The organism is Megasphaera sp. UBA4233, from assembly GCF_002395615.1.
Lineage (GTDB): Bacteria > Bacillota > Negativicutes > Veillonellales > Megasphaeraceae > Megasphaera > Megasphaera hexanoica.
Genome location: NZ_DGXL01000035.1, coordinates 20,266 through 37,849 on the forward strand (window position 1 = coordinate 20,266; position 17,584 = coordinate 37,849).

The 17,584-nt window shown below is 53.2% G+C and carries 24 protein-coding genes; 22 read left to right on the top strand and 2 right to left on the bottom strand.

All coding sequences use genetic code 11. The features are described 5' to 3' along the window. Positions 1–43 precede the first annotated feature (43 nt). The 4 genes from B2U90_RS11875 (at position 44) to B2U90_RS11890 (ending at position 2,715) form a co-directional block, all read left to right on the top strand. Entirely contained in the window at positions 44–421 is a 378-nt protein-coding gene (locus B2U90_RS11875) for a VRR-NUC domain-containing protein (protein WP_292017884.1), read from the top strand. Further along, positions 418–1,788, top strand: a complete 1,371-nt coding sequence (locus tag B2U90_RS11880) for a DEAD/DEAH box helicase (RefSeq protein ID WP_292017885.1) — start codon at positions 418–420, stop codon at positions 1,786–1,788. Before B2U90_RS11875 ends, B2U90_RS11880 begins: the two co-directional genes overlap by 4 nt. Beyond that, positions 1,785–2,234, top strand: a complete 450-nt coding sequence (locus B2U90_RS11885) for a hypothetical protein (protein WP_292017886.1) — start codon at positions 1,785–1,787, stop codon at positions 2,232–2,234. Before B2U90_RS11880 ends, B2U90_RS11885 begins: the two co-directional genes overlap by 4 nt. Positions 2,235–2,355: 121 nt before the next feature. Further along, the gene (locus B2U90_RS11890) at positions 2,356–2,715 is read left to right on the top strand and encodes an HNH endonuclease (protein ID WP_292017887.1); all 360 of its coding nucleotides are present in this window, start codon (positions 2,356–2,358) and stop codon (positions 2,713–2,715) included. Positions 2,716–2,717: 2 nt separating this feature from the next. On the opposite strand, the gene B2U90_RS11895 is transcribed toward B2U90_RS11890, so the two are convergent. Further along, positions 2,718–3,086, bottom strand: a complete 369-nt coding sequence (locus B2U90_RS11895; RefSeq protein WP_292017888.1) for a sigma factor-like helix-turn-helix DNA-binding protein — start codon at positions 3,084–3,086, stop codon at positions 2,718–2,720. A gap of 239 nt (positions 3,087–3,325) precedes the next feature. On the opposite strand from B2U90_RS11895, the gene B2U90_RS11900 reads away from it, so the two are divergent. The 8 genes from B2U90_RS11900 (at position 3,326) to B2U90_RS11935 (ending at position 9,897) form a co-directional block, all read left to right on the top strand. Beyond that, entirely contained in the window at positions 3,326–3,565 is a 240-nt protein-coding gene (locus B2U90_RS11900) for a hypothetical protein (RefSeq protein ID WP_292017889.1), read from the top strand. Next, complete coding sequence (locus tag B2U90_RS11905; RefSeq protein ID WP_292017890.1) at positions 3,516–4,739, top strand: site-specific DNA-methyltransferase; 1,224 nt, start codon at positions 3,516–3,518, stop codon at positions 4,737–4,739. The genes B2U90_RS11900 and B2U90_RS11905 overlap by 50 nt, the downstream gene beginning before the upstream one ends. 61 nt (positions 4,740–4,800) lie before the next feature. Then, a complete protein-coding gene (locus tag B2U90_RS11910; RefSeq protein ID WP_292017891.1) occupies positions 4,801–5,652 on the top strand; it encodes a hypothetical protein in 852 nt (283 codons plus the stop codon). Positions 5,653–5,765: 113 nt separating this feature from the next. After that, positions 5,766–6,662, top strand: coding sequence for an amidoligase family protein (locus tag B2U90_RS11915; RefSeq protein ID WP_014128585.1), 897 nt, complete (start codon positions 5,766–5,768; stop codon positions 6,660–6,662). A 76-nt stretch (positions 6,663–6,738) separates the two neighbouring features. Then, positions 6,739–7,350, top strand: a complete 612-nt coding sequence (locus B2U90_RS11920) for a DUF4314 domain-containing protein (RefSeq protein WP_292017892.1) — start codon at positions 6,739–6,741, stop codon at positions 7,348–7,350. Positions 7,351–7,492: 142 nt separating this feature from the next. Next, a complete protein-coding gene (locus tag B2U90_RS11925) occupies positions 7,493–7,654 on the top strand; it encodes a hypothetical protein (protein WP_292017893.1) in 162 nt (53 codons plus the stop codon). 174 nt (positions 7,655–7,828) lie between these two features. Beyond that, positions 7,829–8,299: a phage terminase small subunit P27 family gene (locus B2U90_RS11930; RefSeq protein ID WP_288310066.1), complete on the top strand. Its 471-nt coding sequence runs from the start codon at positions 7,829–7,831 to the stop codon at positions 8,297–8,299. 35 nt (positions 8,300–8,334) lie between these two features. Next, positions 8,335–9,897, top strand: coding sequence for a terminase large subunit (locus tag B2U90_RS11935; RefSeq protein WP_349678600.1), 1,563 nt, complete (start codon positions 8,335–8,337; stop codon positions 9,895–9,897). 6 nt (positions 9,898–9,903) lie between these two features. On the opposite strand, the gene B2U90_RS11940 is transcribed toward B2U90_RS11935, so the two are convergent. After that, on the bottom strand, positions 9,904–10,734 hold the full coding sequence (locus B2U90_RS11940) for a class I SAM-dependent methyltransferase (protein WP_292017895.1): 831 nt from the start codon (positions 10,732–10,734) through the stop codon (positions 9,904–9,906). Positions 10,735–10,846: 112 nt separating this feature from the next. Between B2U90_RS11940 and B2U90_RS11945 the strand changes: the two genes are divergently transcribed. From B2U90_RS11945 to B2U90_RS11990, 10 genes are read left to right on the top strand one after another with little or no spacing between them, the layout of a single operon-like run. Continuing rightward, on the top strand, positions 10,847–12,103 hold the full coding sequence (locus B2U90_RS11945; RefSeq protein ID WP_292017896.1) for a phage portal protein: 1,257 nt from the start codon (positions 10,847–10,849) through the stop codon (positions 12,101–12,103). Beyond that, positions 12,093–12,800, top strand: a complete 708-nt coding sequence (locus B2U90_RS11950; protein ID WP_292017897.1) for a head maturation protease, ClpP-related — start codon at positions 12,093–12,095, stop codon at positions 12,798–12,800. Before B2U90_RS11945 ends, B2U90_RS11950 begins: the two co-directional genes overlap by 11 nt. Positions 12,801–12,811: 11 nt before the next feature. Then, positions 12,812–14,002, top strand: coding sequence for a phage major capsid protein (locus tag B2U90_RS11955; protein ID WP_292017899.1), 1,191 nt, complete (start codon positions 12,812–12,814; stop codon positions 14,000–14,002). Between the two features lie 3 nt (positions 14,003–14,005). Beyond that, complete coding sequence (locus B2U90_RS11960) at positions 14,006–14,287, top strand: head-tail connector protein (RefSeq protein ID WP_292017901.1); 282 nt, start codon at positions 14,006–14,008, stop codon at positions 14,285–14,287. Positions 14,288–14,303: 16 nt separating this feature from the next. Beyond that, positions 14,304–14,645, top strand: a complete 342-nt coding sequence (locus B2U90_RS11965; protein ID WP_292017902.1) for a phage head closure protein — start codon at positions 14,304–14,306, stop codon at positions 14,643–14,645. Continuing rightward, entirely contained in the window at positions 14,632–15,051 is a 420-nt protein-coding gene (locus B2U90_RS11970) for an HK97 gp10 family phage protein (RefSeq protein WP_292017903.1), read from the top strand. The genes B2U90_RS11965 and B2U90_RS11970 overlap by 14 nt, the downstream gene beginning before the upstream one ends. Next, positions 15,048–15,488: a phage tail terminator family protein gene (locus tag B2U90_RS11975; protein ID WP_292017904.1), complete on the top strand. Its 441-nt coding sequence runs from the start codon at positions 15,048–15,050 to the stop codon at positions 15,486–15,488. The genes B2U90_RS11970 and B2U90_RS11975 overlap by 4 nt, the downstream gene beginning before the upstream one ends. 3 nt (positions 15,489–15,491) lie before the next feature. Next, a complete protein-coding gene (locus tag B2U90_RS11980; protein WP_292017905.1) occupies positions 15,492–16,574 on the top strand; it encodes a phage tail sheath subtilisin-like domain-containing protein in 1,083 nt (360 codons plus the stop codon). A 23-nt stretch (positions 16,575–16,597) separates the two neighbouring features. Then, the gene (locus B2U90_RS11985) at positions 16,598–17,017 is read left to right on the top strand and encodes a phage tail tube protein (RefSeq protein ID WP_014128573.1); all 420 of its coding nucleotides are present in this window, start codon (positions 16,598–16,600) and stop codon (positions 17,015–17,017) included. A gap of 13 nt (positions 17,018–17,030) precedes the next feature. Continuing rightward, entirely contained in the window at positions 17,031–17,447 is a 417-nt protein-coding gene (locus B2U90_RS11990) for a phage tail assembly chaperone (RefSeq protein WP_075581378.1), read from the top strand. Positions 17,448–17,584: the final 137 nt, after the last annotated feature.

The window sequence follows — 17,584 nt, forward strand, 5'->3', positions numbered from 1 at the left end:
AGGTCAATATATAAACCCCCTTTAGGGCTGAAAAATAGAAAAAATGTCTTTAAGGGAAGTTTATGAAACGACCTTCACCGACCTGCACCCCTATAAAAAAGAGGTGAGTAATATGCGAGAAAAAGTAATCGAACACCACCTGGTGATGGAAACGAAGAAGGCTGGCGGTAAGGCAGTGAAGCTTGTTTCGCCATCATTTGCAGGTATGCCGGACCGCTTGATTCTATTGGCTGATGGGAAGATGGGCTTTGTGGAAGTAAAGGCGCCGGGGCAGAAGCCAAGGCCGCTGCAGCTGAAGCGCCATGCCATGTTGCGACGGCTGGGCTACCAGGTATTCGTCCTGGATGCCATGGAGGATATTCCCGCAGTCCTGAAGGCTATCGCCCACATGCCTGATGGGAAAGGGGGCAGAGGTGCATGAAGTTCATGCCGCATGATTATCAGAAATACGCCATCGAATACATCAAGTCCCATCCCATTACAGCCCTGTTCCTAGACATGGGCCTTGGCAAGACGGTGACAACGCTGACGGCCATCCGTGACCTCATGTATGATGCCTTTGAAGTTAAGCGGGTGCTGGTGGTAGCTCCGCTGCGGGTGGCGAGAGACACCTGGCCGGATGAACTCAGGAAGTGGGATCACCTGAAAGAGCTGACATGCAGTGTGGTCGTGGGAACCGTGGCAGAACGGCGGCGGGCTTTGCAGCAGGATGCGGATATCTATATCGTGAACCGCGAGAACCTGGCCTGGCTCTATGAGAACAGCCGCCTGGATTTCGATATGGTCGTCCTGGACGAGCTGTCGAGTTTCAAGAACCACCAGTCGAAGCGGTTCCGTGCCATGAAGGCCCTGCGTCCTAAAGTGAAACGCATCGTCGGCCTTACAGGGACGCCCAGCGGCAATGGCTTGATGGACCTCTGGGCTGAGTTCCGCATCCTGGATATGGGAGAGCGTCTGGGAAGATATATCAGCCAGTACCGGAACCTCTACTTCCAGCCGGACAAACGCAACGGCATGGTGGTGTATTCCTACAAGCCACTGCCGGGAGCGGAAGAAGCCATCTATCACCAGATTGCCGACATCACTGTGTCCATGAAGGCAACAGATTATCTGGAGATGCCGGAATTGGTGAGCGTAGCGAAGGAAGTCAGACTGAGTGAAAAGGAGAAGGAACGGTATGACGAACTGAAGAAGTCCCTGGTACTGGAGCTTCCAGGCGGCGAGGTCACCTCTGCCAATGCCGCGTCGCTTACCCTGAAGCTTTCGCAGATGGCGAATGGCGCGATTTATACCGATGGCAAGGACGTGGCGGCCATCCATGACCGGAAGCTGGATGTCCTGGAAGACCTGGTGGAAAGTGCCAACGGCAAGCCAGTCCTGGTGGCGTACTGGTTCAAGCACGATAAGGCCCGCATCCGGGAGCGGATGGAAGCCAGGAAACTGAAGGAGCCGCAGGATTTCGCCGACTGGAACGCAGGAAAGATACCTGTGGCCCTCATCCATCCGGCCTCTGCCGGACACGGCCTGAACCTGCAGCAGGGCGGTTCCATCCTGATCTGGTTCGGCCTGACCTGGAGCCTGGAGCTGTACCAGCAGACCAACGCCCGGCTCTGGCGGCAGGGGCAGGCGGACAAGACGGTTATCATACAGCACATCGTAGCCAAGGACACGATTGATGAACGCATCCTGAATGTCTTGAAACACAAAAACGGAACCCAGGCCGCACTGATTGAAGCCGTAAAGGCTGACCTGGGCATGACGGAAGCAGAAAATGGGGGTATACTATGAAACAGGAAACAGAAGGAGAAGAAAAGCGTATGGAAGCCAAGGCGTACCTGGAACAGGCACGGAACATCAACATACAGATAGACAGCAAGCTGGAGCAGGTATCGTCTTTGCGGCAGCTGGCTATCAAGGCGTCATCGACACTCAGCCCGGTGCCGCCAAGCGGGACACCCAATCCGCACCGTCTGGAAGAAACCATTGCCCGCATGATGGATATGGAACAGGAAGTGGATGAAGCCATCGACGTCCTGGTCGAACTCAAGGCCGACATCATGAAGGCTGTCAGCCGGGTGCCGGATGCCCGGGAACGGGTCATCCTGGAACTCCGCTACCTGGCTTTCAAGGACTGGGCATCCATTGCCGATGCCCTCGGACTTCATATCCGCCAGGTGTACCGCCTGCATGACGAAGCCCTGAAACACATCGAGATTCCTGGAGAATGTCACTAAATGTCACTAAAGCAGCACTTGATGTCACTGACTTCTGTAAGATATACTATAATCAGCAAGAAAAAGATAAGGACCGAGGCTTGAAGCCGTCGGTCCTTTTTTGATGCCGGAGATGATACGAATGCCAAGAAGACCGCAGACACCGTGCAAGTATCCGGGATGCCCAAGGCTGGTGCCGTATGGGAGAAAATATTGTGACGAACATGAACAGAAGTGCCAGGGCGAACGGAAGAGCGTGGGGCTGCGTGGCTACGGGAGAGAGTGGCAGAAAGCCAGGAGGTTTTTCCTGAAACGCCACCCCTGGTGCGTCCGCTGCAAGGAAAAAGGACGGCTCGTCCCGGCGACCGTCGTTGACCATATCAAACCGCATCGCGGCGACCCGGATTTGTTCTGGGATGAGAAGAACTGGCAGCCCCTTTGCAAGAGCTGCCATGACCATAAGACGATGACCGAAGACCGGGACATCGAGTACAGATACTGAATTTATTTTTTGTGTAAAATTTGTGACACGCGGGATTGAGAAATTCCAAGTTTTTTAGCAATTTGAACTTGCTTATATCCTGCGTCATAAAGCTCATTGCAATTATATTCCAATTCCTGTTGGCTGTGATGTCTAGGATATCTAGAGCCATTAAAGTTTTCTCCGGTACCTACAAATTCATGAGATAAGACAACCGTGGCTCCGGTATTATCTTTCCCTTGCATTTCAAGAGTATTATTATCAAAATACCCTTTTACATCAGTCAGACCTTTGGAAGACGCTTCTTCTAAAGCCTTTTTAATTACTATCCCCTTTTGCTCAGTAAGATTTGGAACATGTAAAAAAGCTTTTTTCATTTTTTCATCTGCCATATTATGCACCTCCGCGATTAACAATTAATAAACTAATATTAGTTTATTACAAAGACGGTCATTTTACAATAGGCGGGGGGGGGATGCAAATCTCTGCAGCCCTTCCGTCCATGACCGCCGCCCCCTCAAACGTGAAAAAACGCGAAATTCGTAAGGGGGGATACCCGGCATCTAAAATCGAATCATCTGCTCCAGGCCGGCTGGCCCGGGGCTTTTTTGTTGTGTGAAAGGAGCCTGTCATGAACGACTGCCAGCGCCAGCAGATAGAAGCCATGCGGAAGCAGGGGATGGGCTACAAAGCCATCGCCAGGAAGACCAAGCTGTCACGGGACAGCGTACGGAATTATTGTAGGTGGCACCACCTCGCCGGCTATGGCCGGGCGGTGGCGGCTGCCTTCAGAGAGGAGCAAGCGTGTGAAGACATCGGATATGGAATGGAAGATGCTGCCCATCGGCCAGCTGAAGCCTGCGGCATATAACCCCAGGAAGCAGCTGAAGCCTGGCGACAAGGAATACGAGAAAATCAAGAAGTCCATTCAGGAGTTTGGCTATGTGGAACCCATCATCGTCAATTACGACATGACGGTCATCGGCGGGCATCAGCGTTTGACCGTACTGAAGAATCTGGGTTACGAAGAAGTCCAGTGTGTCGTTGTCCATATCGAGGATGAGCATAAGGTCAAGGCGCTCAACATTGCGCTCAACAAAATCACAGGTGCCTGGAACGAACAGCTCTTGGCTGACCTTATCGTCGATTTGCAGAGCGTCGACTTCAACGTCGACCTGACGGGCTTTGAAGCACCCGAGGTCGAGCAGCTCTTCTCGAAAGTATACAACAAGAAAATCAAAGAAGATGACTTCGATGTGGAAGGCGAACTGGAAAAGCCGACCGTCGCCAAAGCCGGAGATATCTGGCTCCTGGATGATCACCGCGTCATCTGCGGCGATGCCACTTTGCCGGAAACCTATGAACGCCTGATGGCCGGGAAGAAGGTAAACATGGTGCTGACGGACCCGCCGTATAACGTCGATGTGGAAGAAACAGCTGGCAAGATCAAGAACGATAATATGCCGGATGACAAGTTCTACCAGTTCCTTTTTGCGGCCTTCGTCAATATGGAACAGAACATGGAGCAGGATGCTTCCATCTATGTATTCCACGCCGATACCCAGGGGCTGAACTTCCGGAAGGCATTCAAGGACGCGGGCTTCTACCTGTCTGGCTGCTGCATCTGGAAGAAGAACGCCCTGGTACTGGGCCGAAGCCCGTACCAATGGCAGCATGAACCGTGTCTTTTTGGCTGGAAGCTGAATGGCAGGCATCAATGGTATTCTGATCGCAAGCAGACGACCATCTGGGAATACGACCGGCCGAAAGCCAGCAAGGAACATCCGACTATGAAGCCTGTAGCTCTCATGGCCTATCCTATACAGAATTCCTCTATGAGCCACTGCATCATCCTGGACCCGTTCCTCGGCTCCGGATCGACGCTCATGGCCTGCCAGCAGACGGGCCGCATCTGTTACGGCATCGAGCTGGACGAGAAATTCGTCGACGTCATCGTGAAGCGGTATATCAGCGAGTGCGGGAGTGAAGGTGTGTTTGTACTGCGTGGAAATGAGAAAATTCCTTATGATAAAGTGCAAAAATGACTTGCTATTATCGGCGTTCAGAGTGATATATGTACTAGCAAAACAAGGAGGTACATAGATCATGACAATCCAGACGAACCTGAACGACCGCAAGGAACTGGCTAGAAGGCTGATTCCATTCAACCATAACGAAAAGCTCCGTTATACGGGGACGCCGGCCTTTGCCTACGAAGGGCGGGGGTTCCGCATCCTTCGCAGCGGCGATATCGAATGCGATGATGAAAAGACAGAAGCCGCCATCACGGCTTTCCTACAGGAAGCAGGCATCCTTCCGCAGCCAGAACCGGCAGAAGGAACGGAACCCGAAGTGTCGCAAGAGCCGCTGGAGCAGGATGAAACGCCAGGATTGGACGCACTGCCGCATCAGGACAGGATGGAAATCAAGGTTCCCATTGATGGCATGGACGGTGCGCAGCTCCGCAATCTGGTCTTCATGCTCCACGCCCAGCAGTACCTGCTGAACCGGGCGGCAGGACATGAAAACATCCATGTGCCGGACAGGCTGGTGGAAGACTTGAAAGAAGAACCTGGTACCGACCAGACTTCCTTCTTTGCCATCTATCAGAACTATCGCAAGGAAGGGCGGGGCTTCTGGATTGCGGTAGATACGGTGACATTCTGCATTGCCGCAACCGGCAATGCCGTGAAGAACCGCGCACTGATTGAACTGGCGGCCTTCATGGTCAGCGCAGCGAAAAAAGCGAAACGGGTTCAGGCTGACACACGGAAGCCTGAAAACGAGAAGTACTACCTGCGGATGTGGCTCCTGCGCATCGGCATGGGGACCAAGGCCAGCCACGAATCGCGCATGGCCCTGCTGAAAGGCCTGAAGGGATGGAGTGCCTTCCGCACGGAAGAAGAAGCCAAGGCTCATGCCATAAAGCAGAAGGAACGCCGGCAGCGGAACCCATAGATTTTCGATTTAATTCATAATTATTCTCAAAATGACTTGCTATTGTGTGCCTTTAGAGTGATATATAGTGTACCGAAAGAACACACGCACACATAGAAGGGACAGAGAGAATTATGAAAACACTGCACTTTGGCATCGAAATGGAAATGACAGGGATTACGAGAAGCCGGGCCGCCAGCCTCATGGCCCGCTTCTTCGGTACGGAAAGCCGGCACGAAGGCGGAGCCTACGATACCTACACCGCAAGGGATGAACAGGGACGGAAATGGAAAGCCATGAACGACTCCAGCCTGGTTCCACAGAAGAAGGTGAACGGAAACATTACAGATGCTTCCAGCTTCTACCGCACGGAAGTAGTCAGCCCCATTCTTTCCTACGAAGACATCCCGAAGCTGCAGGAACTGGTGCGGATGCTACGCAAGGCCGGGGCCTTTGCCAATAAGTCCTGCGGCATCCACATCCACGTCGGGGCCGAACGCTTCACGGCAAAGACCCTGCGGAACCTGGTGAACATTATGGCGAGCAAGGAAGACATGATTTACCGCGCCCTCCAGATCAACCCCTCGCGGGAAAGCCGATACTGCCGGAAAACGAACACCACCTTCCTGAAGGACCTCAATCGGAAAAAGCCGGACACGCTGGACGGCATCGCCGACCTCTGGTATCAGGAAGCCCCTTACGGACGGAACCATCATTACAACAGCACCCGCTACCACGGGCTGAACCTGCATGCCACCTTCACCAAAGGGACCGTCGAGTTCCGGCTTTTCAACGGGACACTCCACGCCGGGGAAATCAAGGCATACATTCAGTTCTGCCTGGCCGTCGCTCATCAGGCCCTGGCCCAGAAGAAAGCCTCGGCCCGGAAGACCGAAACGGACAATGAGAAATACGCCTTCCGCTGCTGGATGCTCCGGCTCGGACTCATCGGTGACGAGTTCAAGACCTGCCGGCTCCACTTCTTGAAACACCTCACAGGCAATTCCGCATGGCGCAATGCCGCCGCTTGAAGGGGATGGCCTTACGGGCAGCTTCGGCTGCCCTTGGGGTGGTAGAAGGGCAATCCCTTCAGAAAGGATGAGAGCGATGAAACAAAGAATCTACATTGCCTACGGCAGCAACATGAGTGAAGGACAGATGGCAAGACGGTGTCCGGACGCCGTTCTTGCAGGAACGGGCCGAATCCGGGGCTATGAACTTATCTTCAAAGGTTCTCTGACAGGATGTTACGCCACGATCGAGAAGAAGGCGGATGCCTTCGTGCCGGTTGTTTTCTGGTGCATTTCTCCGGCGGATGAACGGCGGCTCGATGCCTATGAAGGCTTCCCGCGGTTCTATTATAAAAAAGAAGTGGATGTGGAAACAGATGACGGCATCATCAGCGGTCTTGTGTACATCATGCACGAAGACCGGCGGTTCGGCATTCCGGAGGACTGGTATTATCAGAACATGGAGCGGGATTACCGCAGGTTCGGTTTCGACCTGTCCATCCTGCGGGCCGGCCTGCGGCACAGCCGGGAACGGATGGAAGGAACGCGGGTCCGGCTTATCGCCATGGATGACAGGCAAGCCCCGCCTAAGGGAACGGAAGGCACCGTCCAGTTCGTCGATGATGCCGGGACCATCCATGTACAGTGGGATACGGGTAGCAGTCTTGGGCTGATACCCGGAGCCGATGAATGGAAAGTCATCGAATAAAGTGCATGAATATCGGATAAATGACTTGCTATTATGTGCGTTCAGAGTGATATATATATACATACCAAAAGGGAAAACACCTGAAGCACAAGAAAGCGGGGAAACAGCGATGACGAGGTTTGAAAAGGACTACCATTAACTGTTGAACGGCACAAGCCGGTACGTCTTAGAAGAACGCGCGGAAAAAATCAGAAAGCTAGAGAAAGAACGGCAGGCCTGCAAGAACCGTTTCCGCTTCCAGTGCATCTGCCAGGATCTCAGCCGTCTGGAACGGGAATACGAAGCCCTTGAAGGACTGTACTGAGGGGGCGGGAAGAGACTGTGACGAAAGCCTTCGGTTTTCCCAGAGCTGAATTGAGCAGACTCGAAGAAGTCGGCTCCTGGCTGGAACGCATGGCGGACGAACTGGAAAAATTCTAACTCAACATACAGACAGCCCTGCGGGGCTGTTTTTTATTACAGAAAGGAGGTATATGGCTTGGCTGTACGAGGAAGAAAACCGAAACCGACAGCGCTCAAGGTGCTGGAAGGCAATCCCGGCCACCGTCCCCTCAATAAGAAAGAACCCATGCCCAAGGGCAAACTGCCGCGCTGCCCGGACTGGCTGGAAGATGACGCCAAGAAAGAATGGAAGCGGCTGGGGAAAGTCCTCGCCGAGATGGGGATGCTGACCAACCTGGATATGATGGCCTTTGCCGGGTACTGCCAGGCCTACGCCCGATGGAAAGGGGCTGAGGAATTCATTACCCAGCACGGCGACATGGTACGGACGCCGAACGGTTATCTGCAGCAGGTGCCGCAAGTGTCCATCGCCCAGACGAACCTCAAGATCATGCTGAAATTCTGTGAGCAGTTTGGCCTGACCCCGTCAGCCCGGAGCCGCATGATTGGGGAAGAAAATGGGGCAGAAAAAGAAGCGGATGAAATGGAACTGCTGTTAAGGGGGTGACAAGTTTGGCATTTGTATATAAGCCGTCAGCGTTCATGCTGCCGGATTCCCATTACGACAAGGACAAGGCCGACAGGGCAGTTGCCTTCATCGAACATCTCTGTCATACCAAAGGCAAATGGGCCGGGCAGCCGTTCCTGCTCCTGCCATGGCAGGAACAGATTGTGCGTGATCTCTTCGGCATCATCAAGGAAAACGGGAAACGGCAGTTTCTGACGGCCTATATAGAGATTCCAAAGAAGAACGGGAAGAGCGAGCTGGCTGCCGCTATCGCTTTGTACCTTCTTTATGCCGATAATGAACCGAGCGCCGAAGTGTACGGCGCGGCCTGTGACCGTAATCAGGCGTCCATCGTCTTTGATGTGGCACGGCAGATGGTCGAGATGAGTCCGGCCCTGATGCGCCGCTCCAAAATCCGGACGGCAGGGAAGCGCATCATCAATTACCGTAATGCCGGTTTTTACCAGGTGCTGTCGGCAGAAACCGGGACCAAGCACGGCCTCAATGTGTCGGGCCTGGTCTTTGACGAAATCCACGCCCAGCCGAACCGGAAGCTCTACGATGTCCTGACCAAAGGATCCGGCGATGCAAGGGAACAGCCGCTCTTTTTCATCATCACCACAGCGGGCAATGACAAGAACAGCATCTGCTACGAACTGCATACCAAAGCCCTGGACCTGATGGCGGGCCGGAAGAAGGATGCCACCTTTTACCCCGTGGTCTATGGCCTGGAGCATGAGGAAGACTGGACGGACGAAGCGAACTGGTACAAGGCGAACCCGTCACTGGGCCACACCATACAGATTGACCGCGTCCGGGAAGCCTATCGGAATGCCGTCGAAAATCCGGCGGAGGAGAATGTCTTCAAGCAGCTCCGGCTCAATATCTGGACTTCGGCCAGCATCCGCTGGATACTGGAACAGGTCTACGACAAGGGGAATCTTCCCATTGACCGGGATTTCCTGCGGGGACGGATGTGCTACGGCGGGCTGGACTTGTCCAGTACGTCGGATATCACGGCCCTGGTTCTGGCTTTCCCGCCACGGAGCGATGACGAGAAATACATCCTGCTGCCGTTCTTCTGGCTGCCGGAAGACACGCTGGAACTGCGGTGCCGCCGGGACCATGTCCTATACGACGTCTGGCAGAAGCAGGGCTTCATCCAGACAACGGAAGGGAACGTCATCCATTATGGTTTCATCGAGAAGTTCATCGAACGTTTAGGAGAAACCTATAATATCCGGGAAATCGCTTACGACAGGTGGAACGCCACCCAGATGGTGCAGAACCTGGAAGACATGGGCTTTACCATGGTGCCTTTCGGCCAGGGATTCAAGGATATGTCGCCACCATCGAAGGAGCTGTTCAAGCTCTTGATGGAAGGGAACATCCTCCATGGCGGCAATCCCGTCCTCAAATGGATGGCCGGCAACGTCGTCATGCGGCAGGATCCGGCGGGGAACATCAAGCCGGACAAAGAAAAATCCGTCGAAAAAATCGACGGAATTGTGGCGTCCATCATGGCACTGGACCGCTGCATCCGCAACGGGATAGGCAGCGGCAGTGTCTATGACGAACGGGGTGTTATTGCTTTTTGATTTTTATTACCAGATAATTTGGCAGATGTTCATTCTGAACACCCAATCGAAAAGATACGCCATTCCCCTTAAAAGTGGAGAGATGCCTTCCTTTTTCAGGTCAACATAGCCTGTCAGGTATTTTCGTACAGATACCTTAATGTCGTCGTCCAATCTTAGGTCATGAAGTGGGTTATTGCAGTAGAACATTCCCTTTATGCCATGTATTCCCATTGTTTTCAATGTTCTCTTCATCAGTACCTTTATACCGAAGCTGCCGATAGTATCAAATACGAGGCAACCGTGGGGAAAGGCACCCTTTAGCCTCAGAATAAGTTGATGTACCTCTTTTTCTCTGAGATACATAAACACTCCGGCTGCAAACAGGAAAACTCCTTGAAATACATCAATGTATTGAGTCCAAGTATCATCATTTAAATCAGCCGCGATATTGATTTCTCGGCCAATAGGGGGAAGAAGCGAATTTCGTATGGAAATAATGTCTTTCCTGTCAATATTGTATAGATTCATTCTTCCGTTATCTCCTAAGCGAGGGGTCTGATCTAATCCGCATCCCATATTCACAACAGCCGCATCTGGATGGGAAGATAGATAGTCTTGCATCTCATAAAGAATAGCTTTGCTTCGAAGAATACCTTCTAAGGCACCAAACTTCCAAACAAAAGAACCTTTCTTTTTATCAAGCGCAGAAAAATCGTAATTCAGATGTCTGATTACGTCATCCGCATAAGGGTCTAGGAGAATGTGAGGGAAGAGTTCATTGCCAAGTTTCCTGGCATAGAGGGGAATGATTAATGTTTCTTGCACCGTATTTTTTTCAATAGTTATTCTGCCCATGAGCGCTCATTTCCTTTCTGAGATTTACTATTATGAAAATAGTTTACCAATAATAAAACGTGTTTGTAAACTATCAATTACTAGGTTAAGTATCCCTTTTCAGGAGGTTTTCATGCAAATCCCATTTTTATCCAGCCTGTTCCGTACCCGGGACAAGCCGCAGAACTATTATATCGGCACGGATTTCCGTTACCTGTTCGGCCCGTCAACGAGCGGCAAGACGGTGAACGAGTTCACGGCCATGCAGACGACGGCGGTGTATGCCTGCGTCCGCATCCTGGCGGAAACCCTAGCAGCCCTGCCGCTCCAGCTGTACCGTTACACGCCTGGCGGCAAGGAGCGGGTCTATGATCATCCGCTGTACCATCTGCTTCATGATGAGCCGAACCCGGAGATGACATCGTTCATCTTTCGGGAGACTCTTATGAGTCATTTGCTCATCTGGGGCAATGCTTACGCCCAGATTATCCGTGACCGGTTAGGGCGGGTACAGGGACTATACCCGCTCAGGCCGGACAAGATGGCCGTCTGCCGGGATGACCGGGGAAAGATTTTTTATCTGTATACCAAGACAGGAGATGAGAATCCGAACATCAAGCCGTACGGGCAAGTGGCACTCCAGAAGGAAGAAGTGCTGCATATCCCCGGCCTTGGGTTTGACGGCCTGGTCGGTTATTCGCCGATTGCCATGGCCCGCAATGCCGTGGGCATGACCATGGCCTGTGAGGAATACGGTGCCTCTTTCTTTGCTAACGGGGCCAGCCCCAGCGGGGTGCTGGAGCATCCGGGCGTTCTGAAGGATCCGGCCAAAGTCCGGGATTCGTGGAATGCCGTCTACCGGGGGACGGGCAATGCCCACAAGGTGGCTGTGCTGGAAGAAGGCATGAAGTACCAGCAGATCGGCATCCCGCCGGAAGAAGCACAGTTTCTGGAGACGCGGAAGTTCCAGCTCGATGAGATTGCCCGACTCTACCGCATCCCGCCGCACATGATCGGCGACCTGGAGAAAAGTTCCTTCAATAATATCGAGCAGCAGTCCATGGAATTCGTGAAGTATACGCTGGATCCATGGGTCATCCGCTGGGAACAGGCCATGCAGAAAGCCCTGTTCCTGCCGGAAGAGAAGAAACAGTATTTCCTCAAGTTCAACGTGAACGGTCTCATGCGCGGCGACTATGAGAGCCGCATGACAGGCTACAGCATCGGCCGGCAGAACGGCTGGCTGTCCGCCAACGACATCCGGGAGATGGAAGACATGAATCCCGTGCCGGATGAAGAAGGCGGTAATCTATACCTTGTCAATGGCAGCATGACGAAGCTCAAGGACGCCGGGGCCTTTGCCCAGAAGGGAGAAACGAATGAAACATAAATTTTGGAAGTGGGTGACCAACGAAGCACCGGATTCTTTCGGCAGTAATCGCACGCTCTACCTGGACGGCCAGATTTCCGACGAAACCTGGTGGGGTGATGAAGTGACGCCGAAGGCATTCAAAGATGAACTGAACGCAGGCAGCGGTGACATCACGCTCTGGATCAACAGCCCGGGTGGGGACTGCTTTGCCGCCGCACAAATCTATAACCTGCTCATGGATTATCCGGGGAACGTCACCGTCAAGATTGACGGCCTAGCTGCTTCGGCAGCTTCCGTCATCGCTATGGCCGGGACCAAGGTCTGTATGTCGCCTGTGGCCATGCTGATGATCCACAATCCGGCGACCCTGGCCTATGGCGACCAGGCAGAGATGGAAAAGACCATCGGCATGCTGAGCGAAGTCAAGGAGAGCATCATCAACGCCTACGAAATCAAGAGCGGCCTGGCCCGCACGAAGATTTCGCACATGATGGATGACGAGACCTGGCTCAACGCGAAGAAGGCCGTGGAACTTGGCTTTGCCGATGAAATCCTGTTCGACCAGAAGAAGGACAATGGAGAGCAGCCGGAAGCCATGATTTATACGCCAGTAACTGTTACCAATTCGTTGGTACAAAAACTGAAACCCCATGAACCGATTCATAAAGTGCCAGCCGCATCCTTAGAAAAACGGCTGGCATTGCTCATTCATTAAGGAGGACAACAATGGATACGATTTTAGCACTGCGTGAGAAACGCAAGAACCTCTGGGATGCCGCCAAGAATTTTCTGGATACCGTCCGTGATGAGAACGGCATGGTGTCTGCGGAAGACGCGGTTCGCTACGACAAGATGGAAGCGGATGTAGTAAATCTCGGCAAGGAAATCGACCGCCTGGAACGCCAGCAGCAGCTTGATGCCCAGCTGGCCCAGCCGACAACGATGCCGATTACTGAAATTCCGGGAACAGGCAATAAAATGCCTGAAAAGAAAGGCCGTGCGTCCGATGCCTATCGTAAGGCTTTCTGGGACAGCATCCGCCATAAGAACTTCATCGATGTACAGAACGCACTGAGTGCAGGCACCGATGCTGATGGCGGCTATCTGGTGCCGGACGAATTCGAACACCAGCTCATCGACAAGCTTCAGGAAGAGAACTTCTTCCGCGGTCTGGCGACGGTCATCCATACCAGCGGCGACCGCAAGATTCCCATCGTGACGGGTCATGGCGAAGCGTCCTGGATGGAAGAGAACGGCCTCTACCCGGACAGCCAGGATACCTTCGGCCAGCAGTCCATCGGGGCGTACAAGCTGGGCACGGCTATCCGTGTGTCGGAAGAACTGCTGAACGACAGCGCTTTCGACCTGGAAAGCTATATCGCCGGTGAATTTGCCCGTCGTATCGGTACGAAGGAAGAAGAAGCCTTCCTGGTAGGCGACGGAAAGAACAAGCCGACCGGCGTTTTCCCGTCTGCCGAAGTGGGGGTGACGGTCACGACGGCTTCTATTACCTTCGATGATGTCATCGACCTCTATCATTCCCTGCGCATCCCGTACCGCCGCAAGGCTGTCTGGCTCCTGAACGATGCAACCATCAAGGCCCTGCGCAAGGTGAAGGACAACAACGGCAACTACATCTGGCAGCCGTCTGTCACGGCAGGCACACCGGATACCATCCTGAACCGTCCCTGCTACTGCACTTCCTTTGCACCGGAACTGGCCGCGGGCAACCGTCCCATGCTCTTCGGGGACTTCAGCTACTACTGGATTGCCGACCGGGAATACCGCTCCTTCAAGCGTCTCAACGAACTGTATGCCGCCAACGGCCAGATCGGCTTCCTTGCCAGCCAGCGCGTCGATGGCATGCTGATGCTCAAGGAAGCGGTCAAGTCCCTGGAGATGAAAGCGAAGGGATAAACCATGATTGTGACGCTGGAAGAAGCCAGGGAATACCTGCGGATTGATGAAGATGACACGAGTAATGATGACGTCATTCAGTCTTCCCTGGAAACAGCCCAGGCCCTCTGCCTGGATATATCCCGCTGTGAGGAAGCCGATGCCGAAGAGAATCCCGTAGTTTTTCACGAAGCGATTCTCTTCGCGGCAGCTTTTTTATATGAGCACCGGGAGGAAGCGGACTACGCAGGCCTTTTGAAACGTCTGCGCTGGCTGATGTTCGGGGTCCGGCGGAGCTGTTTTTGAAAAAGGGGGGATGCCCATGAAGACGGGGCTTTTGAACAAACGGATTGAGATTCTGAGAAAGCAGGCCGTGACGGATGAATATGGTTTCGATACCCAGGCCGACGTCGTAGTATATCGCTGTTGGGCATCCATTGAGCCTGCCCGGGGCAAATTGTTCTATGAGATGGAACGCAAAGCGGACACGGAGTACAGCAAGATCACTATCCGCTGGCGTCCGCATATCACGCACGACATGAAAGTGAAATACCAGAATCACCTCTACGACATCGACACCATCGTGGACCCGTACATGCGCCATGAAGCACTGGAACTGTACTGCACGGAAGAAGTGAGGGGGACGGACAATGAGCGGAAGTGACTTTGAGGTCAAAGGATTGGATGACCTTTCAGAAAAACTGCTTTTTGCTATTGAAGAGTTTCCCGGCACTGCCGAAAAGGGCCTGGTGACGCTTGGCAACAAGCTCAAGAAGGAGTGCGTAAAAAACACGCCGGAAGGCAGCACGGGCAAGCTGAAGAAAGGCTGGAAGCATAAGGTGGAAGGGTATAACGGCTCGGAGCTGACCTATGAACTGGTCAACAAGCATCCGGTCCATCATCTCTTGAATAACGGCCATGTCAAGAAAACGCCGGGCGGCAGGACCGTGGGCTATTATGAAGGCCAGCACTATACGGAGAAATCCGTCAAGCAGTTTGAAGCCAGCGACTTGCAGCCGGGACTGGAGAGACTCACGAAGAAGCTCCTCAGAAAGGCAGGCGGCACATGATCCATGACCTCGATATCCTGCAGGCGGTGCAGCAGAAACTCAAAGAGCGGTTCCCGTATCCCGTCTATTTGCAGGAAGTCAAGGAAGGCTTTGCGCCGCCGGCCTTTTTCCTGAAGACAATGACGGTAGCGACGCCGCAGAAAGAAAACGAGGTCTACCGGGATACGGACCTCTACATTACGTATTTGCCGAAGAAGCAGGAAAAAAGCACGGCCATCTACGCCGTGCTTTTTGCTGCGGAAAATTTATTCCGGGACGGACTGAAAGTCGGCAACCGTTATCTCCCTGTCGTGTCTATGAGTGAGGAGCTGATGGGGACGGACAATGACGGTGGGTGTCTGACGCTGACCTTCCAGTACTATGACGCTCGGGAAAAAGAAGAAACGGCAGAAATCATGAAGGTACTGCATCAGCGGTATCAGGGAAAGGAGACGTAACCCATGAAAATGCCATCCATTAATATCGCGTTCAAAGAAAAAGGCATCAGTGCCATCGAACGCAGCGAACGCGGTATTGTCCTTCTGATTCTGAAAGAAGAGACACTGCCGTCCCAGACGGAAGTGAACCTGTATACGGCAGATGACATCCCCAAAGAACTCTCAGACAGCAACCGTGAGCAGCTGGAACTGACCCTTCGCGGCTACGTGAACAGTCCGAAAAAAGTCATCGCCGAAATCATCAGCAAGGACGCAGAAGATTATACCGATGTCCTCAAGGCTATCGAGAACAAGCGCTTCGATTACCTGGTCATCCCGGACATCGAAGAAAACCACATCGACACCATCGCCACCTGGATCAAGGGGATGCGGAAGAATAAGAACAAACGCATCAAGGCCGTCCTGCCGGACTGCACGGCGGATACGGAAGGAGTCATCAACTTCGTCAATCAAGTCATCCGCACGAAAGCGAAGACCTACACGACGGCCCAGTACTGCGGGCGCATCGCGGGCATCATCGCAGGAACGCCAATGACCATTGCCTGTACGTATGCGCCGCTGCCGGAAGTCATTGGCTGCGACGTCTGGACGAAGGAAGAAATGGATACCATGACGGATGCCGGCAAGCTGTTCTTCTTCTTTGACGGGGAAAAGGTCAAGCTGGGCCGCGGCATCAACTCCCTGGTCACGACAGTCCAGGGGAGAGGCGTATCGTTCCAGAAAATCAAGCTCGTCGATTTGATGGACATGATGTATGACGATATCCGCACCACAGCCCAGGACCATTACCTTGGCAAGTATGCCAATAGCTATGCCAACCGATGCCTCCTGGTGACGGCTATCCAGGGGTATCTGGACCAGCTGGCCCAGGAGGGCCTGCTGGAGCAGGGGCAGAATACGGCTTATATTGATGTGGAATCCACGAAGATCTGGCTGGAATCCAATGGCAAGTATACGAAAGAGGAACTGGCGGATATGTCGGAAATGGACATCAAGATGGCCAATATCGGCAGCAATGTCTTTATCGCCGTAGATGCTTCGCTCCTGGATGCCATGGAAGATGTCACAATTGCCGTCAATATCTGAGGAGGTGAAGTACAGTGAACAGCATGGAAGCCAAACGGGTGATGAATGGAAAGTATGCCGACCTCTATATCGACGGCGACCTCATGGCCGAAGCCACCGCTTTCAAGGCCGAGGTCACGCTGACCAAGGAAGAAGTGAAGATGCTCCGCCATGTCGGCAAGGGCTATAAGGTCACAGGCTACGATTGTAAAGGCCAGCTGAAGCTGCATAAGGTGTCGAGCTACATGATCAAGAAGATGAACGACAACATCAAGGCGGGCAAGCAGACCGTCGTGACCATCGTATCCGTCCTTGACGATAAGGACGCCATTGGCAGCGAACGCATCGTCATCAAGGATGCGACCTTTGACAGCCTGATCCTGGCGGACTGGGAAGTCGATAAGATGGGCGAGGAAAGCTACAGCTTCACTTTCTCAGACTGGGATCTCTTGGATTTAGCATAAGGAGAACAAGCACATGAATATGGTAGACCGACTGCTGAAAGCAGATATAGTGAACAAGCTGGCCGAACGGCCTGAAAAGAAAGTGAAGATGGAACGGCTCTCGAAGCTGTTCGGATTCGATTTTATCATCACGCTCCGGGCCATCGACCCGGAACGCTACGCCGATATCCAGAAGATGGCCGTGGACTTCACCAACGGCAGCGCCGACAATATCGACATTTATCAGATGCAGACCCAGACGCTCCTGGCGGGGATTGCCGATCCGGACCTCAAGAACAAGGATCTGCTGGAAAAATTCGGGGCCGTACTTCCTGGTGACATCATCCGCAAGCTCTTCCTGGCAGGCGAGATTGCCGACCTTACGGCACAGATTACAGAACTTAACGGCTATACGACCCAGGAAAAGGCGGACAAAGCCGTAAAAAACTGATTCGGACCGATGGCGAGGTGCAGGCGATGTATCTATTGTTCCGGGAGCATCACCTGCTGCCGTCAGCGGTCATGAAACTGGGATACGGCGAACGGCAGGTGCTGTATGCTTTTATCCGCTATGAGATGGAAGAACGC